An 18,468-nucleotide genomic window follows, 5' to 3' on the forward strand; every position below is an offset into this window, starting at 1 on the left:
AAAACTGGTCATGCCGGTCTCCTTATTTTTGTAATGGTGCTGCGGGCACTGGTTGCAGGAGTGATTCTTTCAGGATGACTATACCATTCGTATATTCTCATAGCTATACGAACAGTATAGTATTATTAAGCTGTAGACGTAGACGCAGGAAGGGGCAAATCAGAAACGATAGGTTATCTGTGTACCTATAATGTGCGCGCTGTTGTCGTATTTTGCGCTGTAGCCGGGCTGTACGCCGGTTGTATTTGCCTGGCTGACGGAGGTGGTTGATTCCCATAGATAGCCGTAAGCCAAATCGATGGTCAGGTCGGTGTTGGGAGAGAACCCTATACCCAGCGTCACAGCTTTTCGGTCGCCCACGGGGAGTCGGACGTTTCGATCGGCGTTGCGGGCAGGTGATGGATCGTAGGCGAAGCCGCTGCGCAACAGCCATTGCGGGGAAAGTTGGTAAGAGGCCCCAATGGCCATCGACCAGGTGTCATGTAATTTAAAGTCATCTCCGAAGCTGTTAAATCCCAATTGCTGGCCCAACGGCGGTACTCCACTATTAACGGCTTCGATCCTCTGAACGCGGCTCCATCGGGTCCAGGTCGCGCCCAGGTAGCCAGTCCAGCGCTCGTCAAAGTGATGGGTAAACGATGTGTCCAGCGACTCTGGCAACGTGATGTCTATTTTATTGCTGTATTTGCCATCGAGACCGAAAGCACTTGGCGAGTTGCTCACCTGCGTATGGCCGTTGACGTGAAAATCAAGTTTTGAATGATAGGTGATGCCCCACGTGGTGGAATCATTCAGGTCGATCATCAGGCCGAAATTATAGCCAACGGCGTTATCGTTACCCTTGATAGTGATCTTCGTGTCGGTGCCCCCATTGAGCTGCCCTGTGGCCAAGTAGGTTTGCATATTGTTTTCGATACGGTTCAATGTCAGCCCGCCTCCGACAGAGACATGATCACTGATGCGATAAGCAACGGCGGAGTTCAGGGTTTTAACTTGAACCTTGCTATAGGAGCCATGGTAGCGTCCCTGGAACGAACTTTCGTAATCGTTCACAAGGCCATAGAGCGCGTACATTCCCAGGCCGAAAGTGAAGCGTTCGTCAATCGGTATGGATAAATAGCCAAAAGGGATTGTCGTCAGGGGTACGGAATCTCCTTTGTTGGTGCCTGGCGCCTCGCCATGAGCGTTTTTAATATCGCTATTGACCTTGATCAAGGCGAACCCTCCGCTCACTTCCCTGCGCTTTATCTTGCTCAGGCCGGCCGGATTCCCATAGACAGTACTCGCATCCAGAGCCGCAGACGAGCGCCCGGCATAAGCAGTTCCGGCGCTGCCAACGCTTTGCTCGTTAATAGATAAACCATTGGCTAAAGATAAAGTTGCCTGCCCACAGATAGCCAATGACAGAGTGGTTTTGAACAACGCCCTGCTTGACTTGAGTATCAGGGTGGACCCTGTCTCAAGATGACGTTTCAAACGCAGTACTGATTTCTGGGAAGGGCGAAGCGCAGAAAGATATTCATGGTTCATCTGGCGGTACCTGTTGTTGTTGTTGTTGTTGTTGTTGTTGTTGTTGTTGTTGTTGTTGTTGTTGTTGTTGTCGGGATGAATAGAAATCGTGGGCGGCCGTATACATCAACAGTGCCGGCCGGGCTGGAGTAGGGAGTGTTAATTGGATCTTGCAGACTCGTAGTTGTTTTTTAGTTGCAAAGCCCTCTCTGGAATATCACAGGCTCAGACGATTGCCCTATTTATATATCTTGGGGTTGCAAGTTGCGTTGATGGAAAGAAGAGCCTTGCCTGGCAGGCAAGTACCCTCGGGCCAGACGCGGGTACAAGGCTGCAAGCAACTCGCTGATAAAGAGGCAATGACGGATGCCGGGCGGGCAAGTCCCCCTCGATCCGCATGGTGCGAGGGAAGGGGGAAAGGCCGGCAGTCCTAGGGCTTGTATTCGAGTACTTTGCACACTCGTGTGAAGGCTGGCCGATCCCCTTGCAACAGCTTTGCATGACCTTCGCGAAGGGCGCGAGTTGGCGTGATCTGGCGCAGGACTAATGCAATGAAGGTTTCCATGTCGCATTGTATTTTGACGTCGATGGGCTCTTCGCTCGGCCCGGAGCGTGCCAACAGGTTCCCGTCGTTGACTCGAATATGGAAGACTTCCGCCCCCACCTGGAACTCGTACAACTCCTGCAAACCGGCGCTCGCTGCCGAATCGTTCGAGCCTGTCAGGCACAGGGCTATGAGCTCCGCACGAGCACTGGACGGATCGATGCGTTCGTCGATCGGCAGGCTCAACCCCCAGAATCCCAGCGCGATCACCGGCTTGCGTAGTTGCTCGCCCAAGTCCGTCAGCTCGTAAGCGGGCGTGGCGGAAGGTGTGTTCAGGGTGACTTGTTGAATGACGCCGTTCTGCACCAGCATGGCCAGGCGTTCGGACAGTCGGTTTGTACCCATTGCAGGCAGGATCGCGAGCAGATCCTTGAAACGCTTCGGACCTAACAGGAGTTCGCGAATCAAGAGCAGCGTCCAGCGATCTCCGAGTACGTCGAGCGACCGGGCTAAGGGGCAGAGTTGACCGTAAGTTTTGTTTGTCATGCCGCATTGTACAAAATTCCGCTCAGTTGAAATACAGTGAAAAGCCACTGCTGCCTCAAGTCGAAGGAATTGGGCGATGTTCCAGGCCCTTGGACGGCTGATCTCACGGTCGCGTTCATGTATCGCTCACTGAACAGGTTGAGTCATTCTTATTGATTTCACTATACCGTTCGCTTTGTGGTTTCGCTATATAAAAAGTATAGTTGTGTCGTGAGCCTGTCCGTTATCGCGCAATGCGTTGGACGACCCAGCGGGTCAGAGCCGCAGGCGCGAGACGCGTAGCGAACGACAGGAATCCGGCTTGCATGCCGACTGTCCAGTGGGTCTTGTGGATTCGTCGTTTCGACGTCGCGCAAGCCCACACGGTCGATGCGACGTCGTGCGACGTGAGCCGGATACCCAGCGATCTGGCGCTGGGAATACGACCGTAGTCATCAGCCATTGCGGTCTTTACGAAGCTCGGCCAGATATCGCTCACGCGAATGCCGAACTTTCCCCATTCGAGGTCGAGTCCTTCGGTGAATCCGCGCACGGCGAACTTGCTCGCCGAGTAGGTTGCAAGTTCAGGCTGTCCGTAGATTGCGGTGGCAGAGGCCATATTGATGACATGAGAGCAGGGCGTGCCTCGCAGGTACCGGAAGGCGCTGTGACAGCCGGTGATCATTCCCTGAACGTTCACGTCAAGCATTGCCTGGTGTCTGCTCAACGGTACAGCTTCAAATTGCCCGGCGGCGAGAATCCCGGCGTTATTGAGCAACACGTCAAGCCGCTGGCCGCTATGTGCCCAGAAATCCACAAGCGCTTGCTTCCAGGCTTGGGGATCGCTCACGTCGAGCGCACCGCAGACGGCGTTGCCCTCTCCCAGGGTCGCGGCGACCGCGGCGACACCCTCTGAATCGATATCGTATAGCCCCACGAACCAACCGCGCCGCGCAAACAACTCAGCGCAGGCGCGACCGATTCCCGAAGCCGCGCCTGTGACGAAGATGGCTGGTCTCCATTCAGGAAGAAGGGATTCAGTCTGGTTTCTGGCTGTTTGATTGCTCTGTACCACAGTGATGTGCGGTTTCATTTCAGAGGTTCCCTTCAGAAGCTGAGCATTGAGGTTTTGTGTACAGGTCAGTGCATATTGCGAGAGTAATATAACGGTGTTATGTTTTGCAATAACAGTGTTATCTATCTCTCCGACTGATCTTATGACTGGTCAGGAGGTGGAAATACTGATGGGAGCGCTTGCTCTCTACGTTTGTCACCGGAGGATCCAAGAGATGACGAAGATGCATACACCGCCCGAGTACCTTGATATGGAGTCCCGTGGCTCTGTGTTGATTGCGCGGCTGGATGGAGGTCCACACGGGCTGATGGGGTTGGACATGGCCAATGAGCTTGCGGCGCTATTGGACAAGCTGGAGTCCGATACCGCGGTAAAAGCGGTGGTGCTCACCGGAACTCATCCTGAGCGTTTCATCGGTCATGCAGACGTTCGTTGGCTGCAGGAAGGTGGAAAGAGTATCCCGTCGGTCGGGCGCAGTACGGCCTCGGCGATCGCTCGAACCGCCAAGACCGTTCGCGGTATTGCGCCATTGGCGTCAGCTGCGTCTCTGACACCGCTGGATGGCGGGATGCAACTCGACAAGCTGCACGACACTTTTTTACGGATGAACCGCAGTGGCGTCATTTTCGTCGCCGCGCTGAATGGATCTGCGCTGGGACTTGGCAGCGAGCTCGCGCTAGCGTGTGACGTCCGCCTGATGGCGGATGGCGATTTCTTCATCGGGCAGCCCGAGGTGCTTCTTGGAATCCTTCCCGGTGGCGGAGGCACTCAGCGATTACCACGACTGGTCGGCGCCCATCGCGCGCTGATGCTGATGCTTGAAGGTCGGCCGGTGTCGCCACAGAAGGCGCTCGAAATAGGATACATCGACGAAGTGGTTGCTTCAGATGCGCTGCTTGATCGTGCCGTCAAGCTGGCCGGGCATCTGGGTTCCCGACCCAAAGGGGCGATTGAGGCAGTCAAGCGAGCCGTGTACTTCGGCGGGTCAGCCACCCTCGACGAGGGGCTGCATATGGAGCGTACCGAATTCATCAAGATCTCGCCGACCGAGACTGCGCAATCGCTCATGGTTGAATACCTTGAGCGCACCGATCAGGACGGCAACGTGCCGTTCTACAACCCGGCCATTTTCGAGCAAACCCTTGAGCAAGGCTCCTTGCCCCTGCAAAACGGGGGAGGGAGGAAATGAATCAAATGTCACCGCTTACCTACCCGTTCACTCGCCAGGATGTTCGCTTTGACTCGGGCGAAACCTATTGTTCAGCCTGGCTCTACCTGCCGGTCGGCGTAGAGAAACCGCCGATTGTAGTGCTCGGACACGGACTTGGTGCGGTTCGCGAGATGCGCCTCGACGCCTTTTCCGAGCGATTCGCTGCTGCGGGAATCGCTACATTGGCCTTCACCTACCGTTATTTCGGAGACAGCGGTGGTCGGCCCAGACAATTGATGTCTGTGAAGCGGCAACTGGCTGATTGGGATGCCGCGCTGGACTTCGTCAAAGGTTGCGCAGATGTCGATGGGCGGCGGGTTGCCGTATGGGGAAGCTCGTTTGGGGGAGGGCATGCAATCACGGTGGCCAGCCGACACCCCGAGTTACTGGCGGCTATCAGCCAGTGCCCCTTTACCGACGGTCTTGCTTCAGCTGCCGCGCTGGGTGTGAAGGGTTCGCTGCAGGTAACGCCGGTGCTCCTGCGTGATTTTGCAGCCAGGCTACTGGGTCGTCCGCCCGTGATGGTGCCAATCGCTGCCGTTCCCGGTCAGCCAGCCTTGATGAATGCGCATGATGCCCTGCCGGGTTATCTGGCCTTGGTGCCGAAGGGGATGGTGTTCGTCAATCACGTCGCCGCACGGGTGCTCCCGGAAATCATGGCTTATCGACCCGGACGCTCCGCCTCCAAGGTGAAGCTCCCCATCCTGTTTTGCGTCAGCACCACTGACACCGTCACGCCACCGGAACAGACGATCGCCTTGGTGCGCAAGGCGCCGCATGGAGAAACCAAACTCTACGCGGCGGGGCATTTCGAGTTCTATATGGGCGACGCGTTCGAAGAACTGGTGAAGGATCAGACTCAATTTCTGACGAAACATCTACTCGGCTCTTCAGCCAATTGATTCAAGCGTTTCCGTCACTTTCAGAGAGAACAACAATAATGTGCTTTTCCAAACTTTCAGATTTGCGCGCGGTGACAGAGCCTGATGGTCTGTGCATCGCTGACGACAGCAGCAACCTGACTAACCGGCAGTTCCATTCCAGAGTCCTCGCGGCAGCGGGAGTATTCGCGGACAGGGGGGTGGGCGTTGGAGACGTCGTTGCTATCATGTTGCCCAACCAGGTGGAGTTTGTGGTGGCGATGTTCGCCGCCTGGCGTCTGGGGGCGGCGGTCACGCCGATCAATCCTGGGCTGACCAGCAAGGAAGCCACTCATCAACTGGTTGATTCGGGGGCGAAGCTGCTCATCAACGCCAGCGGCGAAGTCATAGTCCCGAATCTGCAGTCTCTGCCTGTCGCCACTCTGGAAATGGGGGCGTCCTACACCGGTGTACCCTTTGAAGAGCCTGGCGCACTGGCATTGTTGATCTACACCAGTGGCACTACCGGCCTGCCGAAGGGCGTGATGCTCGATCACGCCAATATTGAAGCCATGTCGGAAATGGGACGAAACTCACTCAAGGTCACGGCAGCAGACCACTGTTTATTGATACTGCCACTCTTTCACGTAAACGGCATTGTGGTGAGCACTCTTGTCCCGCTATCAAGCGGTAGTCGGGTTTCGATTCGCAAGCGTTTCAACGTCGACACGTTTTTTGAGGATGTCGAGTGGCTTCGACCCACGTACTTCTCTGCAGTGCCAACCATCTACGCAATGCTTAACGCGTTACCTCGTGAGGTAAAACCTTATACCTCCAGTCTTCGGTATGGCATCTGCGGCGCGGCGCCTGCATCGGCGGAACTACTGAAAAAATTTGAAGCTCGCTTCGGTTTTCCGCTGCTTGAGGGATATGGCCTGTCCGAAGGCACGTGCGCTTCGACCATCAACCCCTTCGACGGCCTACGCAAGGTCGGTACGGTCGGGCTGCCCTTCATCGGGCAACGCATTGCAATCGCCGACCCGAGCGGTGTGCATTTGCCGCAGGGCGCCACTGGCGAGGTACTGGTTCAAGGTCCTAACGTCATGCGCGGTTACCTTGGGAAGCCCGAGGAAACAGCGAAGACCATCGTCGATGGCTGGCTGCACACTGGCGACATTGGCCGGATCGACGAAGACGGTTATCTGGCCATCGTCGGGCGCCTTAAAGAGATGATCATTCGCGGAGGCGAGAACATCTATCCGAAGGAGATCGAGGATGTGTTGTTCGAATTTTCGGGGGTTCTTGAAGCAGCAGTGATTGGTGTCCCTCACGAGACCCTTGGCGAAATTGTTGTTGCCTACGTCGCGTTTCGTACGGGATTCGCCGGTACCCAGGAGGGCTTGAATGAGCACTGCACTGACCGGCTGACGCGTTATAAACGACCTTCCACGATCAACATCATCGACAGCCTGCCAAAGAATGCCGTGGGCAAAGTCGACAAGTTGAGACTGCGCAAGATGTGGACCGAACCTGTCGATTGACAGGTAATTACCTGATGGACTTTAGGCGAAAAGCAACCGGCACGTAGAAGGGGACACATCATGAAAAACGCAGACTTCGACTGGCTGGTGATCGGATCGGGATTTGGCGGCAGCGTCTCGGCGCTGCGCCTCGTGGAGAAAGGCTATCGCGTCGGGGTACTTGAGCGCGGCCGTCGCTATCGCGACGAAGACCTTCCCAAGTCGGCCTGGCAGTTCAACAAGTATCTGTGGGCACCCGCATTGGGTTTGAAGGGCATCATGCGCATGTCGCTGTTTCGCCATGTCTTTTTTCCCAGCCAGTCGGGTGTCGGTGGCGGTAGCACCGTGTATGGCGGTGTGTTGTACCGCGCCAAGCCAGAGTTCTTCAAAAACGTGCAGTGGCGCGCGCTCGGTCACTGGGACAGGCTATTGCAGCCTCACTACGATACGGCCGAGCGCATGCTTGGGGTAAAGACGGTGCCATTCGACTCGACGAACCAGCAATTGGCCCGGGAGATGGCGCAACACTTCGCAACCGAAGACACATTCACCCGAGCACCCACCGGAGTGTTCTTTGGCGAGCCGGGCAAAACCGTCAAGGACCCCTATTTCGGTGGGGAAGGGCCTGACCGTACCGGGTGTATACGTTGCGGCGCCTGTATGGTGGGATGCCGCGTCGGTGCCGTGAACTCGCTGGTGAAAAACTACCTGTGGTTCGCAGAGAAACGCGGCGTGCAGATATTGGCAGAGCGCGAGGTTGTTGATGTGAACCCAATCGGGGCAGCCGATGGCAGTGACGGCTACCGTGTGACCACCCAGCGCCCTGGCGCCTGGTTCGCCCGTGATCGCCATACTTACACCGCCCGCGGAGTGATCTTCGCCGGCGGGGCTCTCGGTACCAACGAATTACTGGCCAACTGCAAACACGGAGGCTCGTTGCCCCGGGTCAGCGATCGTCTTGGTGAACTGGTGCGCACCAACAGCGAATCGGTTCTGAACGTGCGCCTGCCCGAGGACCGCAAAACCTGGAACGATGTCACCGCCAGCAGCAGTGTGCACGTCGATCAGGATACCCACATCGAGTTTCTCACCTATGGTCGCAACGCGGACTTCCTGAGCTTGCTTTGCACGCTATTGGTCGGGAAGGGTAACCGCGTGACGCGGCCGTTGAAGTGGCTGGGGAATATCGTGTTGCACCCGGTGCGATGGCTCAAGTCAATGTGGCCAAGGGGCTGGAGCCGACACATGGTGATGCTGCTGGTGATGCAGACATTGGACAATGCGATTGCACTGCGTCCCAGGAAGCGTTGGCTGGGCCGCGGCTATCGCCTCGTCACCGAGCAGAACCGCAAAAAGCCAAATCCGACGTATATCGAGATGGGTAATCAGGCCGCTCAGTGGTTGGCCAGGCACACGGGCGGTATCGCCCAGAGCAACGTACTGGAAGCGCTGGGCAACATTCCGACAACAGCCCATGTGCTGGGAGGCGCCGTGATCGGCGCCGATGCCCAACGCGGCGTGATTGATCAGAACCTGCACGTTTTTGGTTACCAGAACATGTTGGTGTGTGACGGCGCTGCGATGCCTGCAAATCCCGGGGTTAATCCTGCGTTGACCATCACGGCACTTGCCGAGTACGCAATGGCGCAGATTCCACAGGCCCGCAATAACGAAGGTGTTCATGAGCGAGGTGAAGCGGTCGCTACGAAACCGTCCAGTGGCGTGCCCGGCCAACCTGATAATCAGCGCGTGGCCTCGATACAGATCCCTATCCTGTTGCACATATGAGCACTGAGCCGCAAAGCATACGAGCATCTGTCATGACCGGTTCCTTCTCTGCATGAGCGAACCGGTTGACCCAACCTCTGAACATGCCGAGTGGCTGCGTACTTGAACTGAAATACTGTTCGCACCGCGTGACTGCATGGTTGCGCGGTTTTTTCAAGGTTCTAGCGCAGTTGCCGACCCGGCAATGACGCCAGCAGTGGAAGATTCCACTTTTTCGCGCTTCGCTCCCAAGCCGACAACAATGTTGTTACACGTCGCTACCAGGATCTGCGAAGCAGGATTTTCCATACCTGAGAAGTGGCCAGCGAGTTCGAGCATGATGAATCCATGCGCGGCACTCCACAGCTGTGGCGCGATGAGAGCAGGATCGATTTTGCGAACGCATTTGGCATCAACCAAGCGAGCGCACGCGTCGATCAGAATCGCGTATGTCGCCTTGAAGGCTTCCGATTGCCCATTTGCAATCGATGTCATGGTACCTCGTGAGGGGCTATATCTGCCGTCAATCGAAAGACCAAACATCAAGTCGTACAGATGGGGATTGCTTCGTGCAAGGTCTCGGCAAGCCAGGAGCATCGCACATAAGTCGGTTATCGGATCATCCGTGATTGGCACACGCTTGAAGACTGCAGCCAACCGCTTGAATCCCTCGTCAGCGACTGCTTGTAGAAGTTCCGGCACTCCGCCGAAGTGTGTGTAAACCCCCATCGTCGACAGGCCGGCTTCGCTCGCTACCGAACGGGCCTTGACTTCGGACGGGCCGCTGGTCGCAAGCACACGGATGGTTGCCTCGACGAGGCGGGTGGGGGCATTAGGGAGTGAGTTATCAGTGGTCATGTTGCAATACTGCCATAACGGCGTTATGTTTATCAAATAACAGCGTTATAGATCTGCAAGCGCTCAATCATGAGGATTCAGACAATGCGTACGCTCAAAACAGGTGTCTTTGGACTCACCCTGGCAGCAGCAATCATGTCATCGGCACTGTGGGCAGACGACAATTCGCCGGTTGGCCTGTGGCAAAACATCGACGATGTCAGTGGCAAGCCGAGGGCGTTGATTCGAATCACCGAATCCAATGGCACTCTGAAGGGCATTATCGAAAAAGCGTTTCCCGCTCTCAAAGAAAATCAGAATCCGAGGTGCGAGAAATGTGAAGGCGTGAACAAGAATGTGCCGATTGTAGGCCTGACCGTTCTGACCGGTTTGCGAAAGGATGGCGAAGAGTACACCGGTGGCCAAATCCTCGATCCGGATAACGGCAAGGTCTATAGCAGTAAAGTCTACCTGACCGACAACGGCAAAAAGCTCAGCGTGCGCGGCTACATTGGCGTGCCGGTATTAGGGCGCTCACAAACCTGGGTACGCCAGGAATAAGGAAGCACGATGAAAGCATTCATTATCGATCGCTATGGAAAAAAGGCTGCGTTACGGGCGACCGAAATACCAGAACCTGAATTGGGCAAGGATGATGTTTTAGTCCAGATCCATGCGGCGGGTGTAAATCCTCTGGATTTAAAAATCCGAGACGGTGAGTTCAAAATGATTTTGCCGTATCGCATGCCGCTTATTCTGGGTAATGATTTGGCTGGGGTCGTCGTACGGGTCGGCTCAGGCGTGCAGCAATTCAAGGCCGGTGATGAGGTCTATGCACGGCCCGATGACAATCGAATCGGTGCATTCGCCGAATTCATTGCGATCGATCAAGGCTCGCTGGCGATCAAGCCGAAAGGTCTCACCATGGAAGAAGCGGCTTCGATCCCTCTGGTTGGTTTGACCGCGTGGCAGGCGCTGGTCGAAAAAGCGAACCTGAAGAAAGGTCAAAAGGTGCTTATCCATGCGGGCTCCGGTGGCGTGGGAACACTGGCCATTCAGCTGGCCAAACACCTGGGGGCGACCGTCGCGACGACCACAAGCACGGCGAATGTCGAATGGGTGAAGCGTCTCGGTGCGGATATCGTGATCGATTACCGCAAAGACGATTTCGAAAAGATCCTGCACGACTACGATGTGGTCTTGAACAGCCTCGGCACAGAGACTCTCGAAAAATCGTTACGCATCCTCAAGCCGGGTGGAAAGCTCATCTCGATCTCTGGGCCACCGGATGTGGACTTCGCGAAAAACGCTGGATTGTCCGGGTTCCTGAAACTGGTCATGCGTCTGTTGAGTTATGGGATCAGGAAAAAAGCCAAGCGTCGTGGTGTCAGCTATTCATTTCTTTATATGACAGCCAGCGGTGAGCAATTGCGCAAGATTACCGCACTCATCGACTCCCGGGTCATACGCCCGGTGGTGGATCGGGTTTTTCCATTCGAATCGACCCCGGATGCCTTGGCTTATGTTGAAACCGGCCGGGCAAAAGGCAAGGTCATCGTCAAGATAAAGTAACGAGACGACGTCCATGTTCGAAAACTTCGAAACGCACCGAATTACCGCAGGTGATGTAGAAATTGCCTGTGTTGCAGCGGGTACAGGCGAACCCATACTGATGCTCCATGGTTTTCCGCAGACCATGGCACTCTGGGCGCGTATCGCACCTGGGCTGGTCGCGCGTGGCTATCGGGTTGTCTGTGCTGATTTGCGTGGGTATGGCGCATCGTCTAAGCCGCCGGCTCAACCGGATCTGTCGAACTACGGATTTCGCGCCATGGCTGCGGATCAGGTCGAATTGATGTGTGTGCTCGGGCATGAACGGTTCCATCTTGTTGGACACGACCGTGGTGCGCGCACTGCATACCGGATGACACTGGATTATCCAGACAAGGTGGCGAGCGTCACGCTAATGGACATCGTTCCTACGGCTGTGATGCTGACAGATCTGCGCAAGGACGTAGCCCACAGTTACTGGCACTGGTTTTTCCTTTCTCAGCCCGCACCCTTCCCGGAGCGCATGATTGAGGCAGATCCCGATTTCTTCTTCGAGAGTTGCCTGTTCGGCTGGGGTGCCGCAGGGCCGGAGGATTTCGATGCAGACCAACTGGCGGCGTATCGGAAAGCCTGGCGTGATCCGGCGACGATCGCTGGGTTTTGCAACGATTATCGCGCCACGCTCACTGTGGATCTGGAGGACGATTTGTCAGGCTCCGGACGACGTATCACCGCGCCCGCGCTGATTCTCTATGGCGCCTCGGGTGCGATGGCCAAGCAATATGATTTACCCGCCACTTGGGTGGATCGCTGCACAGTGATGGAGGCCTCTGCGATAGTGGGCGGACATTTTTTTGCTGATTCCCGGCCAGACGAGGTCGTTGAGCGAGTCGCCGCATTTTTGGCAAGCCATCCCTTGCAGTCTTGCTGAAAACTTCCCTGCTCGGGATTGCCGCTGAGGCAACGACTACGTGGACTGCGACGGTGACAGTGTCGCGAGAGTTTTTTCGCGGCAGACCTCCAGAATCTCATCCGTCAGTGGGGAATCATCCGGGCAAGCCCGCGACAACACGACTGCGCCGATCACATGGGCAAGCATGTCGATCATCTGTGCTCGTACTGTGTGCGGATCCACGTCGCCCAGCGAATCCCCAGGCTCAAGGGCTGCCAGCAAGCTTTCGATCCCGTCGGCAAACGTTGCCTTGATCTCCTCTGACTGACGCGCAGCGTCCCCGCAGAGGGCTGCCATCGTGCAGCCAACGTTGCGGCCATCACGGTGAGCCCGTGACATGTAAATATTGACGAACTCGGTGACGTCGAGGCCTGCGCTATTGACCAGACTCTGCGAAAGCCCGTTCGCCGCTGCTTCAGCCATCAAATCGGCTTTGGAGCGAAAGTGCTTGTAGAACCCGCCATGGGTGAACCCGGCAGCGGCCATCAGTTCCGCCACCCCCACACCGTCATAGCCGCGTTCACGAAACAGGGCGGAGGCCGTCTCGACGATGTGCGCTCGATTCGCTTGTGCCTGCGCTTTGGTGACTCTCATACCCACATGCCTCTTTTGAATCTGCTGACTGTCAGGCGGTCAATATACATTGATGTCAATCATAATCAAAGTTATTGACGGATAAGATTATGATCGACATCATAACGGCTCGCTAACTTTGGAAGGGCTCAGGCCATGAACGCCGCCCACCTGAAAGCGCCGATCGTATGGCGATGCACACTCACAACAACGACCATCAGTCAACGTGGGAGAAACAAGGCATGACCGAAAAAACTTTATTTGAACCCTACACCCTCGGCTCCCTGGCGCTCTCCAACCGGGTGGTCCTGGCGCCGCTGACGCGCAACCGCGCCGGCGCGGGCTTCGTTCCAAGCGAGTTCGCTGCAACGTATTACAGCCAGCGGGCGTCGGCCGGCCTGCAGATTTCCGAGGCCACACAGATTTCTCAGCAGGGGCAGGGCTACCAGGATACGCCCGGCATCTACTCGCAAGCGCAGATCGACGCTTGGCGTGCGGTCACCGATGCCGTCCATGCGAAGAACGGGAAAATTTTCCTGCAGTTGTGGCACGTCGGACGAGTTTCGCATGTTGATCTACAGGAGAACGGCGCCGCTCCGGTGGCGCCCTCGGCCATTCGGGCCGCAACCAAAACGTTCGTCAACAACAGCTTTGTCGACGTTTCCGAGCCTCGGGCGCTGGCGCTCGACGAACTGCCCGGGATCGTCAACGATTTCCGCCAGGCCGCGGCAAACGCTATTGCCGCAGGCTTCGATGGCGTCGAGATCCATGGCGCCAATGGCTATCTGCTGGACCAGTTCGTCAAGGACGGTGCCAACGTACGCACCGATGCCTACGGCGGGTCGATCGAAAATCGCGCTCGGCTGCTGCTGGAGGTGACGGCAGCAGTGGTGGGTGAGATCGGCGCCGAGCGCACCGGCATTCGTATCTCGCCGGTTTCGCCCACCAATGGTGTCTCGAGCAGCGATCCACAGGGGCAGTTCGACTACCTCGTCGATCAGCTCGACGCCTTGGGCATCGTCTATCTCCATGTCGTCGAGGGCGCGACCGGCGGGCCGCGCGAGGTCGCACCGTTCGACTTTGATTCCCTGCGCCGGCGATTCAGGAACACCTACATCGCCAACAACGGTTATGACCTGGATCTCGCTACCTCCCGGCTCACCGAAGGCAAGGCAGACCTCTTCGCGTTCGGGCGCCCATTCATTGCCAACCCCGATCTGGTGGAACGTCTGAAAACCGCAGCGCCGTTGGCGTCGTTCGATCCGACCACGCTGTTCGGTGGTGGTGCTGCGGGATACATCGACTATCCGGCCCTCGGCGACGCCAGTGCCCTGTAACACTGGCGCGGTGTCGACTTTGAACGTTGCATGCCCGACATGGGTTCACCTGATCAAGAGAGCAAATACATGACTACCCATCCCGCAGTCCTGATTACCGGCGCTTCCTCCGGCATCGGCGCCACCTATGCCGAGCGCTTAGCACGTCGCGGCCACGATCTGGTGCTGGTTGCCCGCGACAAAGTCAGGCTGGAGACGCTTGCGGCTCGCCTGCGTGAGGAACACAGCGTCGCTGTCGATATCCTCCAGGCCGATCTCACCCAGCCCGGCGACTTGGCCGTCGTCGAGACGCGCCTGCGCGATGATTCGCGCATCGGCATCCTCATTAACAACGCCGGGGCAGCCCAGTCTGGCAGCTTCATCGAGCAGACGACCGACGATGTCGCTCGACTCATCGCGCTCAACACAACCTCGTTGGTGCGACTCGCCAGCGCTATCGCCCCTCGGCTTGCGCAGGCTGGTGAAGGCGCGATCGTCAATATCGGCTCAGTGGTTGGCTTGGCGCCGGAGTTCGGCATGTCGGTCTATGGCGCCACCAAGGCCTTTGTGTTGTTCCTATCCCAGGGGCTGAGTCTGGAACTCGCGCCCAAAGGCGTCTATGTCCAGGCTGTGCTTCCTGCCGGTACCCGCACGGAGATTTGGGGGCGTGCGGGCATCGACATCAATGCGCTGCCGGAACTGATGGAGGTGGGTGAGCTGGTGGATGCCGCGCTGATGGGCTTCGATCGGCGTGAGCTTGTGACCATCCCGCCACTGCATGACGCAAGTCGCTGGACCGCTCTGGATGCCGCGCGACAAGCGCTCATTTCAGACATTAGACAAGCGCATGTAGCAGAGCGGTATCGCACGCCCTCGTAAGTATTCCGACGACGTGCAGGGGTAGAGGCGTCATCACTTTCAATCGACATAAAGCAGACCGGGACCTCCCCAGATCAGGACTCCCGGTCCACATCAGACGCACGGAGTAAACAATGACCCATTCCGACACTCACCTTGGATCGGGTACGTCCTACGTAACTGCCGTGAACCGCTCGATCAATGTCGCAGGGACCGTGTTTGCCTACCGTGACCTGGGGCCTCGCAGCGCAGTGCCGCTGATTCTTCTTAACCATTGGGGCGCGGTATTGGACAACTTCGACCCGCTGATCATCGATGGTCTTGCCAGTAAGCATCGCGTCATCGCCACTGACTACCGGGGCATCGGCGCATCGGGAGGAACAGCGCCCCTGACCATTGATGAAATGGCGCGGGATGCTATAGCCCTGATCCACGGGCTGGGCTTGGAGAAGGTTGATCTAATCGGTTTTTCCCTTGGCGGATTCGTGGCACAGGACATCGTGCTCAAAGCCCCCGACCTGGTACGCAAGCTCATTCTGGCGGGTACGGGGCCGGCGGGCGGCAAAGACATTGACAAGGTAGGGGCGGCATCCTGGCCCTTGATGATCAAGGGGTTACTGACGCTGCGGGATCCGAAGTTCTATCTGTTCTTCACAGCCTCGACCAATGGTCGCCAAGCCGCGAAGGCCTTCTTGAAACGACTGAAGGAGCGCAAAACGGATCGGGACAAGGGACCCACACCAAGTGCCTTCTCGCGACAGTTGAAGGCGATCAAGGCGTGGGGGCGGCAGGCACCCCAGGATCTCGGCAGTATCCGGATCCCGGTTCTGATCGCCAATGGTGATAACGACATCATGGTGCCGACAGTGAACTCTACTGATATGGCCCGCCGCATCCCGAACTCGCAACTGATCATTTACGAAGATGCCGGACATGGTGCGATTTTCCAGAATCACGCCAATTTCGTAGCGCAGGCGCTGGCTTTTCTCGATCCCGAACATCCTGACAAAACGTTACCTGACCTGCACTAGTTTTTCAGTTGCGCGAGGCGTTGGTGCCTTCAGTTGATTTCGACCCGCAGGGTCATTGAGGAGAATATGATGTCGTTCAAAGCACTGCTCGCAACAAAGACAGACGATAAGATTTCGGCCAGCGTAGTTGATATGCATGAGCGAGATCTCATGCCTGGCGACGTTACCGTCAAGGTCGACTATTCAACCGTTAACTACAAGGATGCGCTGGCGCTGAGTGGATACGCCGACGTCATCAAGCAGTTTCCATTGATTGCCGGGATCGATTTTGCCGGCACCGTCGAAGCCTCGGCTTACCCCGGCATCAGTGTGGGGGATCGCGTAGTCGCCAATGGTTGGGGGTTGAGCCAGACCCATCACGGCGGATTTGCTCAGAAGGCACGTGTAAAAGGCGAGTGGCTGGTCAAGCTTCCGGACGTCTTCTCGACCAAGGACGCAATGGCTATCGGCACGGCAGGCTACACGGCGATGCTGTCGGTACTGGCGCTGGAACATGGCGGTCTCACACCGGCTCGCGGTGACGTCCTCGTCACTGGCGCCAATGGCGGAGTCGGCTCGATCGCGATTGCGATTCTCTCCGGTCTCGGCTATCGCGTGGTCGCATCGACCGGGCGCGTTGAGGAGCAAGATTATCTGACCCGTCTAGGTGCGGCGCAGATCATCGATCGCCGAACGCTCTCTGCCCAGGGAACACCGATAGCGACTGAAAAATGGGCTGGTGCTGTGGACTCGGTCGGCAGTCATACGCTAGCGAACGTATTGGCGCAGACCCGGTATCGCGGTGTGGTGACGACCTGCGGTCTGGCTCAGGGTATGGATCTTCCAGGGTCGGTGTTGCCCTTCATCCTGCGTAATATAACCCTTGCTGGCATCGACTCCGTCAATGCCCCGTACGAGTCCCGAATCCAGGCCTGGACGCGCCTGGCAAGCGATCTCGATCTGAGCAAACTCGCGCGCACGACGCAGGTGGTGGGTCTGGCGGAGGTGCCCGCGGTGATCGGCCGAATGTTCGAAGGCAAAGTCCAGGGCCGCGTAGTGGTCGACGTCAACGCGTGACCATGAGCTCCATCAAGTGGATGGCAGACCGCGTTTTCACACGGTCTGATGGATGGCGCTCTTTTTATTAGTTCAGTGGCTGATCTTCTTGAATCTTCGTTCCGATGCATCGATCAAAGACGCCGGTCAGGCCATCATCATCGCCGTAGTACGAGTGTATGCAGGCATCGATCCACTCTTGGCGATCAGCCAGGCTCCAATCGATCGTATATCCCGTATTGAGGATGATCCATTCAAAGAGGATCCGCTGGGTCCGGCCATTACCCTCCCTGAAGGGGTGCGCAACATTGATCGTGCCGTAGGACTCGGCTATGGACGAAACAAGCAAGTGGCGGGGGTACCCTTCAAACCAACCCGCATTCGCAATCTTGGAAAGTTCCTTTCCGATTTCCTTCTCGATGAACTCCGGGCTACAGAATCTAGTGTCGCCTTTGCTGATTGCGAGTGTGCGGATCTTTCCAGCCCACTCGTAAACTTCAGCAAACAAAGTGCGGTGGATCCGCTTCAGGGTAGCTACGTTGTAAGGGGGGTCGACGAACTCCAGTCGCGCCAAGGCGACTTCGTTGAGATAGCGCTCAGCCTCATCAAGGTCATCGGCGTCATGCAGGTCGAGCAGGTTTACTAGAACCTCGGTGCCCGGATAGCAATCCGGGGCTTGGTCAGTGCCGTATTTGTCGTGACTCAAACTTTGACGTGCCGCACAGCTTTAAGGGCAGCTTCTCGGGTAGGGAGTTTGATGTCGCCATCATTTGGAGAAGGCACGAAACCTTCCAGGCGCAGGCTGGCGGCGAAATTGGCCTTGCGGTGCTTGGCGAACCACGCCTTCTTGGTCTGCAGACTCAGCTTTTCCATTTTCGGCACCCCAATGTCAGTGTCTGGCAAGTATAGCTGATTGAGTCCCTGATCAGGGGCTACCAAGTCAGCATCGCATACTGATATGAACCACTCAACCCAGTCGATGTTCATGAGCAATCCACCGTTACTGCCGCCCAAGCCTCATCGCGCGCAAGGTCCTCCACTGCGGCGATAAAGGTGTACTCGGTATGTCTGAATGTACCGGAGGAAGCTGGATTTGATCGGAGGTACCCGGAGGATAAACCCCCTGTATTTATTGGCTTGTGCGGCTGAAGTGCTCGGTTATGTGAGACTGTCCGGATCCCCACCGTTCCGCTGAAAGCCTCAGGCCGGTCTATCGACTCGCAGAGAGTCCGGTCGGAGCTATCCTCATCAATAGCGTGCTTGGCCTTGGAGTAGGAACGACGTTGTGGCTGCATGAAATACCCG

General features: G+C 56.8%; 19 protein-coding genes. 12 read left to right on the top strand and 7 right to left on the bottom strand.

The genetic code is table 11. The annotated features are described in order from the left end of the window. Positions 1-159: 159 nt before the first annotated feature. Entirely contained in the window at positions 160-1,530 is a 1,371-nt protein-coding gene (locus AC3IT6_RS14065; RefSeq protein ID WP_489356327.1) for an outer membrane protein transport protein, read from the bottom strand. Between AC3IT6_RS14065 and AC3IT6_RS14070 the strand changes: the two genes are divergently transcribed. Further along, a complete protein-coding gene (locus AC3IT6_RS14070; RefSeq protein ID WP_489356329.1) occupies positions 1,522-1,662 on the top strand; it encodes a hypothetical protein in 141 nt (46 codons plus the stop codon). The genes AC3IT6_RS14065 and AC3IT6_RS14070 overlap by 9 nt on opposite strands. Before the next feature lie 277 nt (positions 1,663-1,939). On the opposite strand, the gene AC3IT6_RS14075 is transcribed toward AC3IT6_RS14070, so the two are convergent. Together AC3IT6_RS14075 and AC3IT6_RS14080 are read right to left on the bottom strand one after the other, a co-directional pair. After that, a complete protein-coding gene (locus AC3IT6_RS14075) occupies positions 1,940-2,521 on the bottom strand; it encodes a winged helix-turn-helix transcriptional regulator (RefSeq protein WP_489356331.1) in 582 nt (193 codons plus the stop codon). A 301-nt stretch (positions 2,522-2,822) separates the two neighbouring features. Beyond that, positions 2,823-3,671 carry an SDR family oxidoreductase gene (locus AC3IT6_RS14080; RefSeq protein ID WP_489356333.1) on the bottom strand — a complete coding sequence of 283 codons (849 nt, stop codon included), beginning with the start codon at positions 3,669-3,671 and terminating at the stop codon, positions 2,823-2,825. Positions 3,672-3,867: 196 nt separating this feature from the next. Between AC3IT6_RS14080 and AC3IT6_RS14085 the strand changes: the two genes are divergently transcribed. From AC3IT6_RS14085 to AC3IT6_RS14100, 4 genes are read left to right on the top strand one after another with little or no spacing between them, the layout of a single operon-like run. Beyond that, positions 3,868-4,842: an enoyl-CoA hydratase/isomerase family protein gene (locus AC3IT6_RS14085; RefSeq protein WP_489356335.1), complete on the top strand. Its 975-nt coding sequence runs from the start codon at positions 3,868-3,870 to the stop codon at positions 4,840-4,842. Next, complete coding sequence (locus AC3IT6_RS14090; protein WP_046043294.1) at positions 4,839-5,765, top strand: alpha/beta hydrolase; 927 nt, start codon at positions 4,839-4,841, stop codon at positions 5,763-5,765. The genes AC3IT6_RS14085 and AC3IT6_RS14090 overlap by 4 nt, the downstream gene beginning before the upstream one ends. A gap of 38 nt (positions 5,766-5,803) precedes the next feature. Beyond that, positions 5,804-7,264: a class I adenylate-forming enzyme family protein gene (locus AC3IT6_RS14095; protein WP_489356338.1), complete on the top strand. Its 1,461-nt coding sequence runs from the start codon at positions 5,804-5,806 to the stop codon at positions 7,262-7,264. Positions 7,265-7,324: 60 nt separating this feature from the next. Further along, positions 7,325-9,031 (top strand): FAD-dependent oxidoreductase, encoded by a 1,707-nt coding sequence (locus AC3IT6_RS14100; protein WP_223513171.1) that lies wholly within the window; start codon positions 7,325-7,327, stop codon positions 9,029-9,031. A 153-nt stretch (positions 9,032-9,184) separates the two neighbouring features. Here the strand turns inward: AC3IT6_RS14100 and AC3IT6_RS14105 are convergent, their stop codons facing one another. Beyond that, positions 9,185-9,868, bottom strand: a complete 684-nt coding sequence (locus tag AC3IT6_RS14105) for a TetR/AcrR family transcriptional regulator (RefSeq protein WP_046043296.1) — start codon at positions 9,866-9,868, stop codon at positions 9,185-9,187. Positions 9,869-9,952: 84 nt separating this feature from the next. Between AC3IT6_RS14105 and AC3IT6_RS14110 the strand changes: the two genes are divergently transcribed. Genes AC3IT6_RS14110 through AC3IT6_RS14120 form a run of 3 tightly spaced genes read left to right on the top strand, consistent with a single transcriptional unit; the run spans position 9,953 to position 12,329 of the window. After that, entirely contained in the window at positions 9,953-10,408 is a 456-nt protein-coding gene (locus AC3IT6_RS14110; protein WP_223464124.1) for a DUF2147 domain-containing protein, read from the top strand. A 9-nt stretch (positions 10,409-10,417) separates the two neighbouring features. After that, positions 10,418-11,419 (top strand): NADP-dependent oxidoreductase, encoded by a 1,002-nt coding sequence (locus AC3IT6_RS14115; protein WP_489356341.1) that lies wholly within the window; start codon positions 10,418-10,420, stop codon positions 11,417-11,419. Between the two features lie 13 nt (positions 11,420-11,432). Further along, complete coding sequence (locus tag AC3IT6_RS14120; RefSeq protein ID WP_489356343.1) at positions 11,433-12,329, top strand: alpha/beta fold hydrolase; 897 nt, start codon at positions 11,433-11,435, stop codon at positions 12,327-12,329. A 36-nt stretch (positions 12,330-12,365) separates the two neighbouring features. On the opposite strand, the gene AC3IT6_RS14125 is transcribed toward AC3IT6_RS14120, so the two are convergent. After that, on the bottom strand, positions 12,366-12,944 hold the full coding sequence (locus AC3IT6_RS14125; protein ID WP_046043302.1) for a TetR/AcrR family transcriptional regulator: 579 nt from the start codon (positions 12,942-12,944) through the stop codon (positions 12,366-12,368). Between the two features lie 221 nt (positions 12,945-13,165). Here AC3IT6_RS14125 and AC3IT6_RS14130 point away from each other — a divergent pair, with 221 nt between their 5' ends. From AC3IT6_RS14130 to acuI, 4 genes are all read left to right on the top strand, one after another. After that, entirely contained in the window at positions 13,166-14,260 is a 1,095-nt protein-coding gene (locus AC3IT6_RS14130) for an alkene reductase (RefSeq protein WP_489356345.1), read from the top strand. Positions 14,261-14,329: 69 nt separating this feature from the next. Next, positions 14,330-15,118 (top strand): SDR family NAD(P)-dependent oxidoreductase, encoded by a 789-nt coding sequence (locus AC3IT6_RS14135; protein ID WP_489356553.1) that lies wholly within the window; start codon positions 14,330-14,332, stop codon positions 15,116-15,118. 113 nt (positions 15,119-15,231) lie between these two features. Continuing rightward, positions 15,232-16,128 carry an alpha/beta fold hydrolase gene (locus AC3IT6_RS14140; protein WP_223464127.1) on the top strand — a complete coding sequence of 299 codons (897 nt, stop codon included), beginning with the start codon at positions 15,232-15,234 and terminating at the stop codon, positions 16,126-16,128. 69 nt (positions 16,129-16,197) lie between these two features. Beyond that, a complete protein-coding gene (gene acuI / locus AC3IT6_RS14145) occupies positions 16,198-17,184 on the top strand; it encodes an acrylyl-CoA reductase (NADPH) (RefSeq protein WP_046043361.1) in 987 nt (328 codons plus the stop codon). 67 nt (positions 17,185-17,251) lie between these two features. On the opposite strand, the gene AC3IT6_RS14150 is transcribed toward acuI, so the two are convergent. Next, positions 17,252-17,869: a Fic/DOC family protein gene (locus AC3IT6_RS14150; RefSeq protein ID WP_489356348.1), complete on the bottom strand. Its 618-nt coding sequence runs from the start codon at positions 17,867-17,869 to the stop codon at positions 17,252-17,254. Then, positions 17,866-18,036 carry a YhfG family protein gene (locus tag AC3IT6_RS14155; RefSeq protein ID WP_185754855.1) on the bottom strand — a complete coding sequence of 57 codons (171 nt, stop codon included), beginning with the start codon at positions 18,034-18,036 and terminating at the stop codon, positions 17,866-17,868. The genes AC3IT6_RS14150 and AC3IT6_RS14155 overlap by 4 nt, the downstream gene beginning before the upstream one ends. Positions 18,037-18,468: the final 432 nt, after the last annotated feature.

The sequence above is a fragment of the Pseudomonas sp. KH_017 genome, from assembly GCF_057840285.1.